14 protein-coding genes and 2 tRNA genes are annotated in these 15,522 nt (G+C 40.0%); 5 read left to right on the top strand and 11 right to left on the bottom strand.

What is annotated here, in order from left to right; translation table 11 throughout:
• Positions 1-7: 7 nt before the first annotated feature.
• The 3 genes from H5154_RS09595 to H5154_RS09585 form a co-directional block, all read right to left on the bottom strand.
• Positions 8-997 (bottom strand): two-component system response regulator, encoded by a 990-nt coding sequence (locus H5154_RS09595; protein WP_182718137.1) that lies wholly within the window; start codon positions 995-997, stop codon positions 8-10.
• Complete coding sequence (locus tag H5154_RS09590; protein WP_182718136.1) at positions 997-4,338, bottom strand: MHYT domain-containing protein; 3,342 nt, start codon at positions 4,336-4,338, stop codon at positions 997-999. Before H5154_RS09590 ends, H5154_RS09595 begins: the two co-directional genes overlap by 1 nt.
• 249 nt (positions 4,339-4,587) lie before the next feature.
• Positions 4,588-5,568, bottom strand: a complete 981-nt coding sequence (locus tag H5154_RS09585) for an ion channel (RefSeq protein ID WP_145241414.1) — start codon at positions 5,566-5,568, stop codon at positions 4,588-4,590.
• Positions 5,569-5,653: 85 nt separating this feature from the next.
• Here H5154_RS09585 and H5154_RS09580 point away from each other — a divergent pair, with 85 nt between their 5' ends.
• Positions 5,654-6,385, top strand: coding sequence for a M48 family metallopeptidase (locus tag H5154_RS09580; RefSeq protein WP_182718135.1), 732 nt, complete (start codon positions 5,654-5,656; stop codon positions 6,383-6,385).
• A 111-nt stretch (positions 6,386-6,496) separates the two neighbouring features.
• On the opposite strand, the gene H5154_RS09575 is transcribed toward H5154_RS09580, so the two are convergent.
• Positions 6,497-6,581 (bottom strand) — tRNA-Tyr (locus H5154_RS09575).
• Positions 6,582-6,630: 49 nt separating this feature from the next.
• Positions 6,631-6,715, bottom strand: a tRNA-Tyr gene (locus H5154_RS09570).
• A gap of 112 nt (positions 6,716-6,827) precedes the next feature.
• Between H5154_RS09570 and H5154_RS09565 the strand changes: the two genes are divergently transcribed.
• The 3 genes from H5154_RS09565 to H5154_RS09555 all read left to right on the top strand — a co-directional run bounded on the left by H5154_RS09565 (position 6,828) and on the right by H5154_RS09555 (position 8,962).
• Complete coding sequence (locus tag H5154_RS09565; RefSeq protein ID WP_182718134.1) at positions 6,828-7,349, top strand: VC2046/SO_2500 family protein; 522 nt, start codon at positions 6,828-6,830, stop codon at positions 7,347-7,349.
• Between the two features lie 159 nt (positions 7,350-7,508).
• Positions 7,509-7,811 (top strand): DUF6172 family protein, encoded by a 303-nt coding sequence (locus H5154_RS09560; protein WP_145241408.1) that lies wholly within the window; start codon positions 7,509-7,511, stop codon positions 7,809-7,811.
• 206 nt (positions 7,812-8,017) lie between these two features.
• Positions 8,018-8,962, top strand: a complete 945-nt coding sequence (locus tag H5154_RS09555) for a general glycosylation pathway protein (RefSeq protein WP_182718133.1) — start codon at positions 8,018-8,020, stop codon at positions 8,960-8,962.
• Between the two features lie 45 nt (positions 8,963-9,007).
• Here H5154_RS09555 and H5154_RS09550 read toward each other — a convergent pair whose 3' ends face one another.
• Together H5154_RS09550 and H5154_RS09545 are read right to left on the bottom strand one after the other, a co-directional pair.
• On the bottom strand, positions 9,008-10,627 hold the full coding sequence (locus H5154_RS09550) for a M28 family metallopeptidase (protein ID WP_182718132.1): 1,620 nt from the start codon (positions 10,625-10,627) through the stop codon (positions 9,008-9,010).
• Positions 10,628-10,860: 233 nt separating this feature from the next.
• On the bottom strand, positions 10,861-11,100 hold the full coding sequence (locus H5154_RS09545; RefSeq protein WP_145241401.1) for an RNA-binding protein: 240 nt from the start codon (positions 11,098-11,100) through the stop codon (positions 10,861-10,863).
• Positions 11,101-11,300: 200 nt separating this feature from the next.
• On the opposite strand from H5154_RS09545, the gene H5154_RS09540 reads away from it, so the two are divergent.
• The gene (locus H5154_RS09540) at positions 11,301-12,011 is read left to right on the top strand and encodes a hypothetical protein (protein ID WP_182718131.1); all 711 of its coding nucleotides are present in this window, start codon (positions 11,301-11,303) and stop codon (positions 12,009-12,011) included.
• 162 nt (positions 12,012-12,173) lie between these two features.
• Here the strand turns inward: H5154_RS09540 and lipA are convergent, their stop codons facing one another.
• The 4 genes from lipA to H5154_RS09520 form a co-directional block, all read right to left on the bottom strand.
• Positions 12,174-13,139: a lipoyl synthase gene (lipA, locus tag H5154_RS09535; protein ID WP_145240533.1), complete on the bottom strand. Its 966-nt coding sequence runs from the start codon at positions 13,137-13,139 to the stop codon at positions 12,174-12,176.
• Positions 13,136-13,789: a lipoyl(octanoyl) transferase LipB gene (lipB, locus tag H5154_RS09530; RefSeq protein ID WP_145240535.1), complete on the bottom strand. Its 654-nt coding sequence runs from the start codon at positions 13,787-13,789 to the stop codon at positions 13,136-13,138. Before lipB ends, lipA begins: the two co-directional genes overlap by 4 nt.
• 19 nt (positions 13,790-13,808) lie before the next feature.
• Positions 13,809-14,087, bottom strand: a complete 279-nt coding sequence (gene ybeD / locus H5154_RS09525; RefSeq protein WP_145240537.1) for a DUF493 family protein YbeD — start codon at positions 14,085-14,087, stop codon at positions 13,809-13,811.
• 222 nt (positions 14,088-14,309) lie between these two features.
• Positions 14,310-15,470 (bottom strand): serine hydrolase, encoded by a 1,161-nt coding sequence (locus H5154_RS09520; RefSeq protein ID WP_182718159.1) that lies wholly within the window; start codon positions 15,468-15,470, stop codon positions 14,310-14,312.
• Positions 15,471-15,522: the final 52 nt, after the last annotated feature.

The following is a 15,522-nucleotide window of genomic DNA, read 5'->3' as shown; positions in this document are numbered from 1 at the left end:
CATATGGTTAGCTTAGGTAGGCAGAGTACACTGCTAAAACAGCATCTAGCTGGCCTTCAAATAGTGCGATAAGCTGAGGATCAAAGTGTTTACCAGCTTGCTCGCGCATATGACTTATGGCTTCATCAACGCTCCAAGCTTGCTTATAGGGACGTTTAGAGGTAAGTGCATCGAATACATCGGCGATTGCCACAATACGTCCTTCAATCGAAATTTCCTCACCTTTAAGACCGTTTGGATAACCTGATCCATCCCATTTTTCATGATGCTCCATCGCAAGTATATAGGCGAGCTGCAATAACGGCGATGACGAGTTTGCTAAAATTTTAGCGCCGATTTTGGCATGCTGTTTCATGTGTTCAAATTCTTCGGCTGTTAATTTCCCTGGTTTAAGCAAGATTGCATCGGGAATGCCGATTTTACCAATGTCATGCATCGGTGCTGCTTGTTTGAGAAGCTCAGCATGTTGTTCAGTCATTCCATAGGCTAGTGCTAAAATTTTACTGTATTTACTCATGCGCACAATATGCTCGCCAGTATCGGTGTCTTTATACTCGGCAGCGCACCCTAAACGATGGACTAAATCAACGTGAGCCAACTTTAGCTGCTCAGCCTGAACTAGGGATAAATGAGTTTTAACACGCGCTCTTACGATTGCAGGACTAATAGGCTTGGTTATGTAATCTACCGCGCCAATTTCAAAACCTTTAAACTCATCACTTTCATCCGCAAGTGCAGTCACAAAAATGACTGGAATATGCTCAGTAGCAGGGTTTTGTTTAAGCAGCTGACATACTTCAAAACCACTCATATTTGGCATCATAATATCGAGTAGAATGAGTTTGGGTGGCTCTTTTTCAACTAACGCGAGCGCGGCATCACCCGATTTAGCAAAAGAGAGGCGATATTGATTCCCTAATACTTCGCGCATGACTTTAAGGTTGGCGGGTTCATCATCAACAATAAGAATTCGTGGGCGTTCGGTTATTAAGTCCATCAGTGTGTTTCCAAATTTGCTGCCTGATTGAGCAGCTCTATTAATGCAATAAGAGTACTCTGGGCATTGTCAAAGTCAAACTGGTCGAAATATTCGATTAATGCATCCACATCACTTTGATAAGTAGCGGGGGCATTGTCTGCTAATGTTGCTAACAACTCATCATTGAGCTCTGCATTTTCTGCGTCTTTACGCAGTTGTTCACACAGTATTTTAAATTCGCTGAGCGATAGTACTTGGGTATTTTTTTCGCTGCTTTGCACTGCTATACAGCTGCTGGTTTTTCTAGCTAACAACTCATTGACCGCATTAAACTCTATCTGCAATTGCTGAATTATTTGCGCCTGCTGCTCAGGGGCTTGGCTGTTTTCTAAGGTTGAAAGTAGGGCCATCATAGTCGGTAAACCTAAATTACCAGATAAGCCTTTAAGGGTATGTAATGTGCCATTAATATCTTTTAAGGCATTTAGTCCATCATTAAAGATAATGTCACATGTTGCCTGCTGCTCTTTAAAAAAACGGTGTATTTCGCTCAGCTGTTTACACTTACTGCCCCAAAGTTGCTGTCCTTTTTTAAAATCAATATGCTGTGCTGTGGGATCACTGTGAGCAATTTGCGTTTCTATATTTAAACCAAAGCCAAGCACTTGCGCAATCTCTTGATTCAATTGATTGATATCAACAGGCTTATTGGCGAAGCCATTCATACCCGCTTTTTTAGCCGTTAATTTATCTTGCTGTAAGACACTGGCGGTGAGCGCAATGATCGGAGTCTTTTTTAGCTGTCGTTGTTGCTCAATTTCACGAATTTTTTCGGTCGCGGCAATACCGTCACATTCAGGCATATGGATATCCATTAAAATGACATCAAAATCTTGTTTTTCAAAAATAGCGATCGCTTCTAAGCCGTTGCTTGCAGAGCTAATCGTATGCTGATCTCGCGACAATAATAACTGTAGTAGCTCAACATTTTGTGCTATGTCATCAACGACTAAAATGCGCAGCTTAGGTAATTGCGTATACAACTTATCAAAGTAATTGACTTGGGTTTCATCACCGACCTCTAAAGGCAATGAAAAATAAAAGCAGCTGCCTTTATCTTCTTCACTGACTACGTTGATTATGCCACCCATCAGCTCAACGAGTTGCTTACTGATAGTAGTACCAAGTCCAGTGCCACCAAAACGACGTGTAGTAGTCCCGTCAGCTTGTTCAAAAGGCTGAAATACCGCTTTAAGACGATCTTTAGCAATACCAATACCGGTATCTTGTACTTCAAAAAATAAGTAATTATTTTGTGTCGTACTGACAGTGACATTCACTGAGCCCTGAGCTGTAAACTTAACTGCATTACCAATTAAATTTGTTAAAACTTGGCGAATTCGGTCTGGATCACCGTAATAAGTAGGGTGAACAGACTCTTTGATGGTAAGTGTTAGTTCTAGATCTTTCTTTTTTGCTTCTAACCAAAATGTAGAAATAATACTATCAAGCACCGCTTGAAGATTAAAATGCACTAATTCAATGGTCAGCTTACCTTTTTCAAGTTTTGCAGAATCCAATATTTCATTTAATAGCCGTAACAGCGAGCGAGCCGCATTATTTACGATAATTAAGTGCTTTTGTTGGTCTTGATCAAGTGGGGTATCCATCAATAAATCACTAAAGCCAATAATCGAATTCATCGGTGTGCGAATTTCGTGACTCATATTCGCCATAAATGACTGTTTGGCTTGAGCTGCATCTTCGGCGGCTATTTTCGCCAACTTTAATTTATCTTCGTATTCACGACGTTCACTAATATCGATAATAACGCCGTCGATCCAAATCGCTTCACCTTGCTTGTTGAACTCAAAGCTACCTTTCTCAAGCACCCAAATTAGCTTGCCACTTCGATGACGTAGTCGGTATTCAATTGAGTATTGCGATTTAGCAGCGATCGCTTGCTCGACCGATTTATTGATGCGTTTGTTATCATCTTTAAAAATCAAATCACTAAACTGAATATGCTGATTAATAAATTCCGATGGCACATAGCCAGTTACTTCATTAATGCTAGGGCTAATAAAAATCATGCTCCAGCTTTTATCCAACTGGCAGCGAAATACCACGCCAGGCATATTATTCATCAGCGAGCGGTATTGTTGTTCTTTCGCTATGAGGTTTTGTTGTAGTTTGCGTTGCTCAGTCAAGTCAGTAATAAAGCCAACAAATATTGACTCTTGTCCTGGCTGGTTTGCTTCACCAATACCTAAGCGAATAGGAAATAGGTGACCTTGTTTATGTTTAGCAAGAACATCACGATTGACGCCAATAACTTTACCTAAATCGATGTGATGTGCCTTTAATAGATATTCATCATGCTCGGCTGCGATGTCATCTGCCATCAGCATTTTTATGTTTTTACCCTTTACATCAGTGCTATGCCAGCCGAAAATATTCTCTGCAGCGTTATTAAAGCTTAAGATAATACCGCGATTGTTAATTGTTACTATGCCATCTATAGCGGTCGATAAAATAGCCTCTAAGCGAGATTCATTCCCTGTTTTTTCTTCAAGTAACATGCGATAGCGTACCATACCGTTAATGATAGCAACTATCGCGGTTAGAATAATGGTGGCGAACACTACGCTAATAGCAACAAATGTAAGCTCTGAGCTGGCGCTGTCATTACCAATTAATGGCGAGGTTGCAACAAACCGTGTTGCCGCCATTCCCATGTAATGCATACCTGCAACAGCAAAACCCAAAATGATTGCGCTGATCAACCGCGTCTGCAAAGAATTTAGTGTTGGGAGGTGCTTTTTAATATTAAAGCGAGCATATAAAGATATAAACGCCAGTACAACGGCAACGATAATTGACAACCCAAACATCAATGGATCGTAGCGTAGCAGCGGGCTCAATTCCATTGCTGCCATACCACTGTAATGCATAGTGCCGATACCTGCGCCGAGTAGTACCGAGGGCAGTATTAAACTGAAAATAGTGGCGTTATTTTTTACTAATAATGACACGCCAGTTAGGCAGGCTAAAAATGCTGGAATGAAAGATAAAAAGGTGAGTGTTGGGTCGTAGCTGATATTTGTACACAGTGAAAATGCCAACATACCAATAAAATGCATACTCCAAATACCGCCAGAAAGTACCAAGGAAGCCGTTGAGTTGGCTAATTTTTGATAACTTTTGAAGCGTGTTTCTTTGGCCAGATCGATCATGTAAGTTGCAAAAAATGCAGAGAAAATAGCCGTTAAAACAGACAGAGCGACTAAAAATGGGTCATAAACACCATTAATAAGAAGGCTCGGATCGTGATCGGTAATAAAAAAAGCGGTAAGCATAACGGCTCAATACACTGTTATTTCAGTAATAACTAATATCACCTGAAATATATGTTAAGACAATTAATTAATTTTGCGCAAATGCCTGTTATTTGTTTACATATTTAGCTGCAAAATTTAACAAAATCAAAAACTTTTTAAAATCAATTCGCTAAGTTTCATTGTGCGCAATGATAGCATCATTTATAACCAGTTTTATAGCAGGTATTTAGCTGAACTATTTATTTTCGCAGATAAAGTAATCGGTAATTATCGGGTCATACGTTTGACAAATACGACTACGAATAATGCCAGAGAGAAACTCCCGCAAAACGCTTCAACTGCAGCAACGAATCGGGAGAAACCAACCGGAGTAATATCGCCATATCCTAAGGTTGTAAAAGTAACCACGCTAAAATAGAAGCTATTAAGTAGGGCTAATAAATTATCACTTAATGTTGCCGCCGGATTGAACTGCATAATACGACCAGCATCCATCACCCCAAAAATAAAATAACACAGGGCGCAGCAGATGATCAGTGACAAACTAAAACGGATCACATTTTCAGGCTTTTCACCATACCCGCACAACATATCAATACAGCTCGAGGCTAATCGTTTTTTTGAACCCCGTGGATATTGTGCGTGACGCATCCGCAGTTCTTTGTACGTGAAATTACCCGCCAGTTCAAATAAGCCTTGTTGTTCTGATGCTTTACGTAAATTGCGAAATATTTCTTCTGATTGTTCAAATAAGTCAAGGGCTGCGCTTTTATCTGTATGTTTAAGCGCTGCTTTAGCTTGTTTTTCCTGTAATAGTTCAGCGCCTAGCTCAATGTTATCAATACGGGTGTTGTTTAGTTTTATACCCAATAAATTTGTATCTTGTAGGTTGCAGTAATGCAGGCTTGCTTCGTGCAAGTTGGCTTTCATCAGTGAACTGTGGGCTATTTTATTATTAAACAGATGAGCGTTGGTGAGCGTTGCACGATAAAAATTACTGTAAGATAAATCAAAGCCATCCTCATCATCTTGTTTTATCAAATTAAGCCCATTAAGGTTAGCGCGTTTTAATTGCAATCCCTGTAATAATCCTCCCTTTTTTGCATAGCGCTCTAATTTTTGGGTCAGATCTAAGCCTGACTTATCAAATTTGGCATCATGCCAAAAACAAAAACCTGAACCCATGTCTGTTTCTTGACAATGATGGCCATCGGGAGAGGTATAACGACAACAAGGCTTATCAGGCATGTTTGATATCGCTTTATTTAATTCTACTTAGATATAGATTAGCAGTTATTTTGCAAGGTATTATAGTGACCTGTTAATTAGTTTAATGACTGTCGGTCAATTACAAGAGTTAGGTTTGTTTGAATATACATTAAAACGTAGTCGCCGCCGCAAAACTGTCGCTATCAAAGTCCAGCAACAAAGTGTCACAGTTTATGCGCCTGTTGGGGTTGCTAAAAAGGAACTTGAAAGCTGGCTGCTAAGTAAAACTGACTGGATCAATGCGCAAATTAACAAGCAAAGTCAAATGCTTGATACTCGCCAATACCCATTACAAGATAATCGCGTACTGGTTTTTTCACAACCTGTGATACTGACTTATGGTGTCAGCTCGCGCAGCGCATGGCAGCTAGTAAAAAATCAGCAGGGAGATGTGTTACAGCTAAATCTTTCTGGACGGGTTAAGCATCAGCAGCCAATGTACCAAACCTTGCTCGAAAGTTTTTTACATGAGCAATTAGAAAATTATATTGAAATGCGTGTACATGCTTATTGCCTACAAATGGCAGAGACTTTACCTAGCAGTATTCGCATTCATACTTATAAGCGTCGTTGGGGCAGTTGTAATCGACGACGAGAATTGACCTTTAATTTGTTATTAGCCAGTGCGCCGCAGAGTATTATTGATTATGTGATTGTGCATGAACTAGCTCACTTGAAATATTTAAATCACAGTGCCGCATTTTGGCAGCGCGTCAGTGAGTTTTATCCTGATTATAAGCAAGCAACAAAATGGTTAAAGCAACACGGTGCGAGTTTACAATGGGTAGTCGAATGAGTTAGCGAGAATCAAGTTAGCGAGGATAAAGTTACCGAGGATAAAGTTACCGAGAATAAAGTTCGAAGAATGAAGTTCGAAGAATGAAGTTTTGCTGATAGATAAGAAAAGTGGTGGAGGGAGCTGGATTCGAACCAGCGAAGGCTGAGCCGTCAGATTTACAGTCTGATCCCTTTGGCCGCTCGGGAACCCCTCCACACTAATTTTGTCGCATTTGGCCGCACTTAACTTAGCGGTAAGAAAAGTGGTGGAGGGAGCTGGATTCGAACCAGCGAAGGCTGAGCCGTCAGATTTACAGTCTGATCCCTTTGGCCGCTCGGGAACCCCTCCAATGCAACGGCGCTGATAATAGCAAAGTGAGCATTTAAGTAAAGAAAAAAGCTAAAGAAATATTAAATAAAGCCGATAAATATCTATTACTAACTGCAATCGGCTAAAGTCTATGCAAATCGATGATTTGTTAATCACAGAGAGTCAACTTAACAATCGTCTTGCCAAAAGTGTCTCAGAACACCGTCGTGGCGAGTTTGCATTATTATTGGCAATGCTTTCTCATGACGTGTTAGATTTTAGTCAATTTCATCTCCCTAAAACCCCATTTGATGCACATGCTTCAACACCAACTGAAGCGCAATTACGTGAACAATTAGGGGCAGGGCCTGAGCAAGCATTGGCTCCAGATGAATTTGATATGCTCATTGGCCAACATAATGCACAGCTATTACAACAAGGCAGCATGGCAGATATTCGTTTACGCTCGTGCCTTGCGCCGGAACCATTAGTGATCAGAGATGATAAAAACCATATTCCACTAATGGTGATTGATAATTGCGAACTAGTCGTGCGAAAGCGTCATTTAGATAAAGAAACACAGCTGGATCATCCGCAAATGGATGCGGCTGCATTTTACGATAGCCTTAATAATGCAGATCTTCATCAACCCTTACACCTTGCCCAAGCGTGATATTAAGCTGTAATAATTATCGGTAAAAATATTTTATTTATTTTAGTGTAAAAAAAGCATCCACAAACTAAATGCAATTGCTATAATGACCCCAAATGGCATTTCCAATTTACTTGGTATTATTGCCATCATCATTAAATCAAGGTAATTAGGAACGTAATGAAGAAAACATTCACGCTGAATCACGAGAAAATCAAATACCCTCGCATGGTAGATGCTGCAAAGCATGAAGTAAAAAAGTATTTGAAAAGAGAGCGTAACAAAACGTTGCCAATTGATGCTGATTACTGGGCATTTGATTGTAAATTTGGTAACACAGCTGAAGATGCCCAAGTGGTGCACGTTGCTGAAATTAGCAACTCAATCAGCGAAATTGAAAAACAAGGCTTAGAGTCGTTTTATGTTGAAATCATTGCTAGAGCTGCACAACGTCAAGTGCAAGACTCTGATGATGAAATTTAAAAGTAATTGATTTAATGAAAGAATGGGCTAAGTAGCCCATTTTTTGTGCTTGCAAAAAAGTAAGTCCAGCAGTTTATTTTGCACCCGGTTGGTGCGAAATGGATCTTTTCTCTTCTTCAGATAATGCAACCAGTTGATTTATAAGTTTTTGTAAAGTTGGTTCCGTAATTGCTATTACTTTTAATAATGCAGTTAGGAGCAAACACATGGCAAGAATGAGTTATATCAGTAGCGTCGAACGTTACCAAGAATATCAAACCGTGATCCACGACTTACTTGACTCAGTGCTAGCAAGCTTAGAAGACGGTGTTAAAAAACAACAAGATAATCGTTACTTAATCGCTCAATACCCATTTTTAGAATTACAATACTGTCTAGATAAAAATGGCGTGCAGCTAGGTAACAATGTCTGCTTTAAACGTCAGTATATGAAAACCTTAAATAATCATGGCGATTCACAGGATTTGAGTGAACGGCCGTATTTTCAAGGTATCCAACAGCAGCAACATACTCGTTTTACGCCGCCCTATATTTCGATCGCGACCAATCACTTATGTATTTCAGCAATAAAATCGTTACATGCTTCATATGGCGAAAATCGCTATTTAGTGATTGATGTATGTTTAACGCAATTAATCGAATTTATTATGGGGGATCGTACTCGCGCCACGATGACGCCATTTTTTAAAGCGGGTTATGGCATTATTGTCAGTTGCTTATTTATCTTAGTGTTATTTTTACTTGGTCGGGTGTTTGGTGATATTTATAGCTTACTGTTTGTCCGCTCTATAGAAAATGATCCGCTCGAACCGTTTACGATCATCATTTTTATCACCCTCGCGTTAGCAATATTTGATTTAGGTAAAACAATTCTCGAAGAAGAAATTTTAATGCATAAAGATATCTTTAGGCACAGTTCAACGCGGCGCACTATCACACGGTTTATTTCTACTATTTTAATTGCAGTGTCTATTGAAGCGTTATTAACGATGTTTAAGGCAGCGCTGGGGCAGTCGCAGTATTTATTACCGGCAATTTATATGATGTTGGCGGTTGTAGGGCTATTGATTGCGTTGGCTATTTATGTGTATTTAGGGGCAAAAGCCGAAACCTTATTATTGAGCGCACAACGCAATAAGAAAGGGCATTAATAAAAATGGGGTAGGCGATGAATGCCTACCCCAACTCAACTTAATTTATTCTGCGCGGTCTTGGGCGCGACGAGTTTTAAAATCTGAATCTGCTTGCCATTTTGGCCAATCACCGTTGTTTGCCAGTTGTGATGCGATATCAACAATTAACTCGATGTCTTGTTTTACACCACCTAATGACCACTGAGCAGAGTAATCATCAGCTTCTTTATGGTATTTATGAGCAATATAATCTGGATCTGTATCACCTAAACTCATAAACAGTAAACCAGGTACGCCTTGTTTAGCTAGTGAGAAGTGATCTGATCGGAAGAATAGGCCGTTTTGTGGCACGGGATCCATTTTTACATGACGGCCTTGTTTGCTTGCGGCTTTGCTAAGGTAGTCTTCCATTTGTGATAAGCCTTTGCCGTATTGCAGTATGTAATCGGTGCCATCTAGCACATTCATACCATCAATATTTAACAGAGCGACCATCTGCTTGGTAGGGATAAGTTCGCCACTGGCAAATTGCTCTGAGCCAATTAACCCTGTTTCTTCGGCGGTAAAGTTTGCAAAAATAATCGAGCGCTTAAACGGTTTTTGTTTATGCATGTTACTTAATATACGAGCGATTTCAATTGTGGCAGCACTGCCTGAGGCATTATCAACTGCACCATTATAAATTTTTGGCCCGCTATCAGTTTGCTTAGTGCCAAAATGATCCCAATGTGCGCTGACCACAATATATTCATCAGGCGCTTCACTGCCCGTTAATTTTGCAACAACATTGTGTGATTTAGCGTGTGACACTTCGTTTTTAAATGCAAGGTTTGCTGTTAAATTAAGCGCAGTAGCTTTAAAGTCGTCGTTAAGTGCTTGTTGCTTTAATTGTTGATAGCTCAAGTTTGCTGATTTAAATAGCTGCTCGGTTGCATCAAGTGTTAGCCAACCCATAACCGGTAGTTCTGATGCGTTTAGGTTGTTATCCATCAAGGTATATTTTGTGCCTGTATTTGAGCTTTCAACTACGCCCCAAGGATATGCAGCTGGCGCTGTTTCGTGCACAATAAATACTGCGGCTGCGCCTTGGCGAGCGGCTTCTTCGTATTTGTAAGTCCAGCGACCGTAGTAGGTCATAGCGTTGCCGGTAAATAGCGCATCGTTTTGCGTAGCAAACCCAGGATCATTTACTAACACAACAACCGTTTTACCCGTTACATCAATATTCTTATAATCATTCCAATTATACTCGGGCGCATTAATGCCATAACCAACAAATACTACCTCTGAATCACGAACATCAATAAGTGGCTGTAATTGCTTCGTTCGCGCCGTAAAATCTTTACCAGCGGTAAAGCTCAAGTCGCCAATTTTTAATTGCATGTTTTGATCAGCGGTTACCATCGCCATTTTTACCGGCTGTAAAAACTTATCATTATATGCACCAGTTAATCCAAGCGCTTGGTATTGGTCACTTAAGTAACCCACAGTTTTTACTTCACCGCGCGTTAATGGACCGCGTCCTTCAAATTCGTCTGAGGCAAGGGTTTTAATATGTTGTTTAATATTGCTTAAATTTACACTGGTTGTATTGTCAAGCGTCGTTTGTTCTTGAGCAGGCTCTGAACAGCCAGTTAAGCCCAATAATAAAGTTACACTGAGCGATTTAAAAAGAGGAGTCATAATTGCAGGTTTTTAAGGATACATACTGTGACTATATGGGGTGTCGGTTTTGCTGTCTAGTTTTTTGCCATGAAGCGCAGATATTTTTATAAAATACAATTAGTTGATTTTGGGTACTATGATTTAGGGGCTGAATTAAATTTCGTTGGGTGAAAGGGACTGGCGCAGAAGTTGTGTGAAAAAAAGCTAAAAGCCAGCGAAGAGTGCTGGCCTTTTGCAACAAAATAACACGTTTAAGCGTCAGCTTTCTTTACGCGGATCTTGCTTTTATCAACAGTACTTTGATTCAATGCTTTTATTGCTACAGCAGCTTCTGCATCGTTTGGCATTTCTACAAAGGCAAAGCCTTTCGATTGGCCGGTTTCTTTATCTAGTACTAAATTACAATCGGCTACTTTACCGTGTTCAGTAAAAAGTACGCGGATTTCATGTTCAGTGATAGTGCGTGATAAGTTTCTAACTAATAGTTTCATAAAGAACCATGTTTTAAAAATAACAGGGGTGATTGTCTCAAGGAAAAGCCGTTTGACCTAATGATTAATTACAAACCGCAAAAATAGTTTTTGGCTGATAGCCAAAGAATAAAGTAGGTTCCTTTTTTGGGGGGGAATAGTTAAAGCATAAGAATAGTTAGCCGATAACAACTTAGCTATAAAAAAAACAAGGACGTAATATGCAAGTTAACTCGAAAGATACATATCCACTATTGCAACCTACTTCAAACAGTTCGGTGGTCGAAATCAACACGCCAGTGAATAGTAAAGAGCAATTAAAAAGTGAAATGGAGCGCCTAGCGAAGGACATCTATCATAAAGGGCAGTTTAAAGAGCCTGATGCAACATACTATAAGCCTGTAAATAAAGATGCCAATATATTAAGACCTATTGAAGAGGTTATGTATGATATTGGAGTCGCTACAGTTCATTTGTATATGCCTGGTGGTGATGTCCCTAAAGCAGTTGAGAAGATGCTTTCACCCTATGATAGCGTTATGGCTGAATTAAGGAGTGAACAGCCTTCTTTAGCAAATAAAAGTTGGGGTATTTCTATCAATGAGTCAGGTGAGCTTACAGTAACGGGTTCTCTTAATGATGATGAAAAGGCAATCATTGCAGAAAAACTAAATAGTAATGAAGAGCTAGTCACTGCCGTTAATGATTTTAAGTCTAATTATTTAAAGTATATTAAGATGGAGCCTAGAGGCTGGGGTAATTATGACGTAAATGAAAGTAATTTTGCGGACGTCTTTGATTTTAGAGAAATGTTAGAAAGCTCAAGGAGTAGCGAAGAGTTTAAAGCAACGTGGGATTATGAAACAAATTGGCTTAAGTTGAACGATAATGTTTCAGCACAATTGAGAAGCAATGCTTCGAAACGAAAATAAACGTTGAAAAATATATGCTAAAAATTTTTACAACAACTAAGAAGAAATGCTCTTAAAATTAACTTTAAGGGTTTAGCATGAAAGGTAAGACCATTAATATAACAAAAAAGCCGTTAGTGATTTAATCCATTACTAACGGCTTTTTCAATTCTGTAAAAATGATTACTTCACTTCTTTACCCGCAGCTTGTTGATCAGCATGGTAGCTTGAACGAACAAATGGGCCTGATGCGGCATGAGTAAAGCCAATTTCATCAGCGTACTCTTTAAGCGCGTCAAACTCTGCTGGTGGCACGTAGCGTTTTACAGGTAAGTGATGCTTTGATGGCTGTAGGTATTGGCCAACCGTTAGCATATCGACATTATGCGCGCGTAAATCACGCAGTACTTCTTCGATTTCGCTAATTTCTTCGCCAAGACCAACCATTAGACCTGATTTAGTTTTCACTTCAGGGTGTGCTTCTTTAAAGCGACGCAGTAATTCTAATGACCATTTGTAGTCAGCACCTGGGCGCGCAAGTTTATATAAACGCGGCGCAGTTTCAAGGTTATGATTGAATACATCTGGTGGCGTTTCGATTAGGATCTCAAGTGCTCGGTCCATACGGCCACGAAAATCAGGCACTAAAATTTCGATGGTGATTTTTGGGTTATACTTACGAATTTCACGAATACAATCAGCAAAATGTTGTGCGCCGCCATCACGTAAATCATCACGATCCACAGAGGTGATCACCACATAGCTTAACTTCATATCGCGAATAGTAAGAGCCAACTTCTCTGGCTCTGCGGCGTCTGGTGTTAACGGACGGCCATGGGCAACATCACAAAATGGGCAACGACGAGTACAAATTGCGCCTAAAATCATAAAAGTTGCTGTACCGTGATTAAAGCATTCTGATAAGTTAGGGCAAGAGGCTTCTTCACACACTGAATGCAGTCCGTGCTTACGCATGGCTTGTTTAATGCCGTCGATCCGCTCAGTTGATTTAGGTAAGCGAATTTTTAGCCACTCTGGCTTGCGTAACATTTCGTTTTTTTCAGTGGGTAATACTTTTACTGGGATCAACGCCATTTTTTCAGCGTCGCGTAGTTTTACCCCTGGTTCCATCTTGACTGGTTTATTCATTCGTTTTCAAACCCTTCAGTATACTTAACCTGTGTCGCATTAAGTTTTTTAATCATATGTTTTACGAGCCCAGCACCTGCTTGCGCAAGGTTTTCTGGGCCGTTCAAGTCGGTTGTTTGCACCATGTTCATACCGGCGTAACCACATGGGTTGATACGTAAAAACGGGCTCATGTCCATGTTTACATTCAATGCTAGACCATGAAAAGAGCAGCCACGGCGAACACGAAGTCCTAATGATGCTATTTTGCTATCGTTAACATAAACCCCCGGGGCATCTGCTTTTGCGTAGGCTTTAATACCGTAATCATTGAGTGTATCGATAATACACTCTTCAAGCCATGTGACCAATTCTCGTACGCCAATTTTCAAGCGACGTAAGTTAAATAATACGTACATCATTTGCTGGCCCGGTCCGTGATAGGTTACTTGACCACCTCGGTCAACCTTGATCACTTCTATATCTCCAGGTGCAAGTAGGTGTTCATCTTTACCTGCTTGGCCTTGCGTAAATACTGGCTCATGTTCAACGAGCCATATTTCATCCGCATCATGCTCAGTTCGAACATCAGTATAGTTTTGCATTTGTTGCCAAATTGGCATGTAACGCTGTTTACCAAGTTGACGGACGATTAAGGTATTTTCGCTCACAGCTTACTCCGCTTAGCGTTTAAAGCATGTGTCGTACGTCATCAATCGCACTGATCACGTTATAAATTTCTTCAATATGAGTGCCGCTGGTCACGGTAACGACTAAGCTAACTGACTCATAATTACCTTTGCTGCTAGGTTTAACTTTTGGAGCGTAGTCGCCAGGGGCAATAGGTTGTAACTTAGTTAGAATTTGGTCAGTTAAGTTGACGTTTGCCAACCCCATTACTCTAAATGTAAAAGGGCAAGGGTATTCTAAATATTCATCAAATTTAGTATTTTTTACCGGTGTAGCCACGACGTTGACTCCTCATACTTATATGTGTGTTTAGTATTTATTACCAAACAATAAACCGATTAGATAACCTGTTCTCGACCTTTATAACAATTGAATTAATCGCTTACATAAGACAATTGGTATTCTGGTTATTTGCGGGTTAGATATGGGGCGCATTCTACCATCTTTAAAGCAAAAAAAAACGCCTTGCTTTGCAAGGCGCTTATATTATTTGGTAGCGTTTTACATTATTTGTAAACGTAGGTAATCATAAATTTTACTAAAGAAGCTACCTTCTTCAACTTCTTCAAGCGTTACCAGAGGATACTGAGCAATTACTTCGCCTTCAAGTTGTAAAGATAAAGTACCTACGGTAGAGCCTTTCGCTAATGGTGCCTCTAAAACTTTATCAAGTTTAAAGTCGGCTTTTAAATTTTTACGTTGGCCGCGTGGAATAGTGATCGGCGTATCAACTAAAATGCCTAACGATACATTTTCTTTGTTACCCATCCAAATACGTTGCTCGGCAAAACTGTCGCCGGCTTTGTAAGGTGTGATTGTTTCAAAAAAACGAAAACCATAGTTAAGTAATTTTTTACTTTCTACTTTACGTGCACGTTCACTCGAAGTACCCATAACCACGGCGATTAAACGCATATCATCTTTAGTCGCTGAACTTACTAAGCTGTAACCTGCTTCCGATGTATGACCGGTTTTTATACCATCAACGTTTAAGCTTTCATCCCATAACAGTGAGTTACGGTTGTATTGCTTAATGCCGTTAAAAGTAAATGATTTTTGTGAGTAAACCGCATACTCGTCAGGTACATCACGAATAAGTGCTGCACCTAAGGTGGCCATATCTCGAGGGGTTGTGAAGTGTTCGTTGGTATCTAAGCCATGGCTATTAATGAAGTGGCTGTTACTCATACCTAATTTCTCAGCATGGGCATTCATTAAGTCTGCAAATGCGCTTTCGCTACCGGCAATATGTTCTGCCATTGCTACGCAAGCATCATTACCTGACTGGATAATAATACCGTGGTTTAAATCGTTAACACTAATTTGCTTACCCACTTCGATGAACATTTTCGAAGATTCAGGAAAGTTTTTAGCCCACGCTTTTTCGCTTACCGTAACCATATCTGTTGGCGCTATATTGCCTGCTTTGATTTCGGTACCAATGACGTAGCTGGTCATCATTTTAGTTAAACTGGCAGGTGCTAGGCGAGTATCAGCTTCACCCTCGGCAATAACTTTACCAGTGGTGAAATCAACAAGAAAATAACCTTTTGCATTAACTTGAGGCGGTGCAGGGATGATTTGGGCGGTCGCAGAAAAAACGGCAGCAGAGCAAAATACGCCACATACACCGCTAATAATTTTGGATTTAATAGATTTCATCATACTCATTAATGGTTAAAGTTAAAGATTCGCGTTTACCTCATTCTAAAGG

Source organism: Pseudoalteromonas sp. SR44-5, from assembly GCF_014163675.1.
In the GTDB taxonomy this organism is placed as follows: Bacteria; Pseudomonadota; Gammaproteobacteria; order Enterobacterales; family Alteromonadaceae; genus Pseudoalteromonas; species Pseudoalteromonas rhizosphaerae.
The sequence above is the reverse complement of the archived record's forward strand: the minus strand, read 5'-3'. Positions and strand labels throughout refer to the sequence as shown.

What these genes read in the sequence shown, in the direction of transcription:
- H5154_RS09595 (WP_182718137.1), bottom strand. Translation starts at nt 997, where the DNA reads ATGGACTTAATAACCGAACGCCCACGAATTCTTATTGTTGATGATGAA.
- H5154_RS09590 (WP_182718136.1), bottom strand. Translation starts at nt 4,338, where the DNA reads ATGCTTACCGCTTTTTTTATTACCGATCACGATCCGAGCCTTCTTATT.
- H5154_RS09585 (WP_145241414.1), bottom strand. Translation starts at nt 5,568, where the DNA reads ATGCCTGATAAGCCTTGTTGTCGTTATACCTCTCCCGATGGCCATCAT.
- H5154_RS09580 (WP_182718135.1), top strand. Translation starts at nt 5,654, where the DNA reads ATGACTGTCGGTCAATTACAAGAGTTAGGTTTGTTTGAATATACATTA.
- H5154_RS09565 (WP_182718134.1), top strand. Translation starts at nt 6,828, where the DNA reads ATGCAAATCGATGATTTGTTAATCACAGAGAGTCAACTTAACAATCGT.
- H5154_RS09560 (WP_145241408.1), top strand. Translation starts at nt 7,509, where the DNA reads ATGAAGAAAACATTCACGCTGAATCACGAGAAAATCAAATACCCTCGC.
- H5154_RS09555 (WP_182718133.1), top strand. Translation starts at nt 8,018, where the DNA reads ATGGCAAGAATGAGTTATATCAGTAGCGTCGAACGTTACCAAGAATAT.
- H5154_RS09550 (WP_182718132.1), bottom strand. Translation starts at nt 10,627, where the DNA reads ATGACTCCTCTTTTTAAATCGCTCAGTGTAACTTTATTATTGGGCTTA.
- H5154_RS09545 (WP_145241401.1), bottom strand. Translation starts at nt 11,100, where the DNA reads ATGAAACTATTAGTTAGAAACTTATCACGCACTATCACTGAACATGAA.
- H5154_RS09540 (WP_182718131.1), top strand. Translation starts at nt 11,301, where the DNA reads ATGCAAGTTAACTCGAAAGATACATATCCACTATTGCAACCTACTTCA.
- lipA (WP_145240533.1), bottom strand. Translation starts at nt 13,139, where the DNA reads ATGAATAAACCAGTCAAGATGGAACCAGGGGTAAAACTACGCGACGCT.
- H5154_RS09520 (WP_182718159.1), bottom strand. Translation starts at nt 15,470, where the DNA reads ATGAAATCTATTAAATCCAAAATTATTAGCGGTGTATGTGGCGTATTT.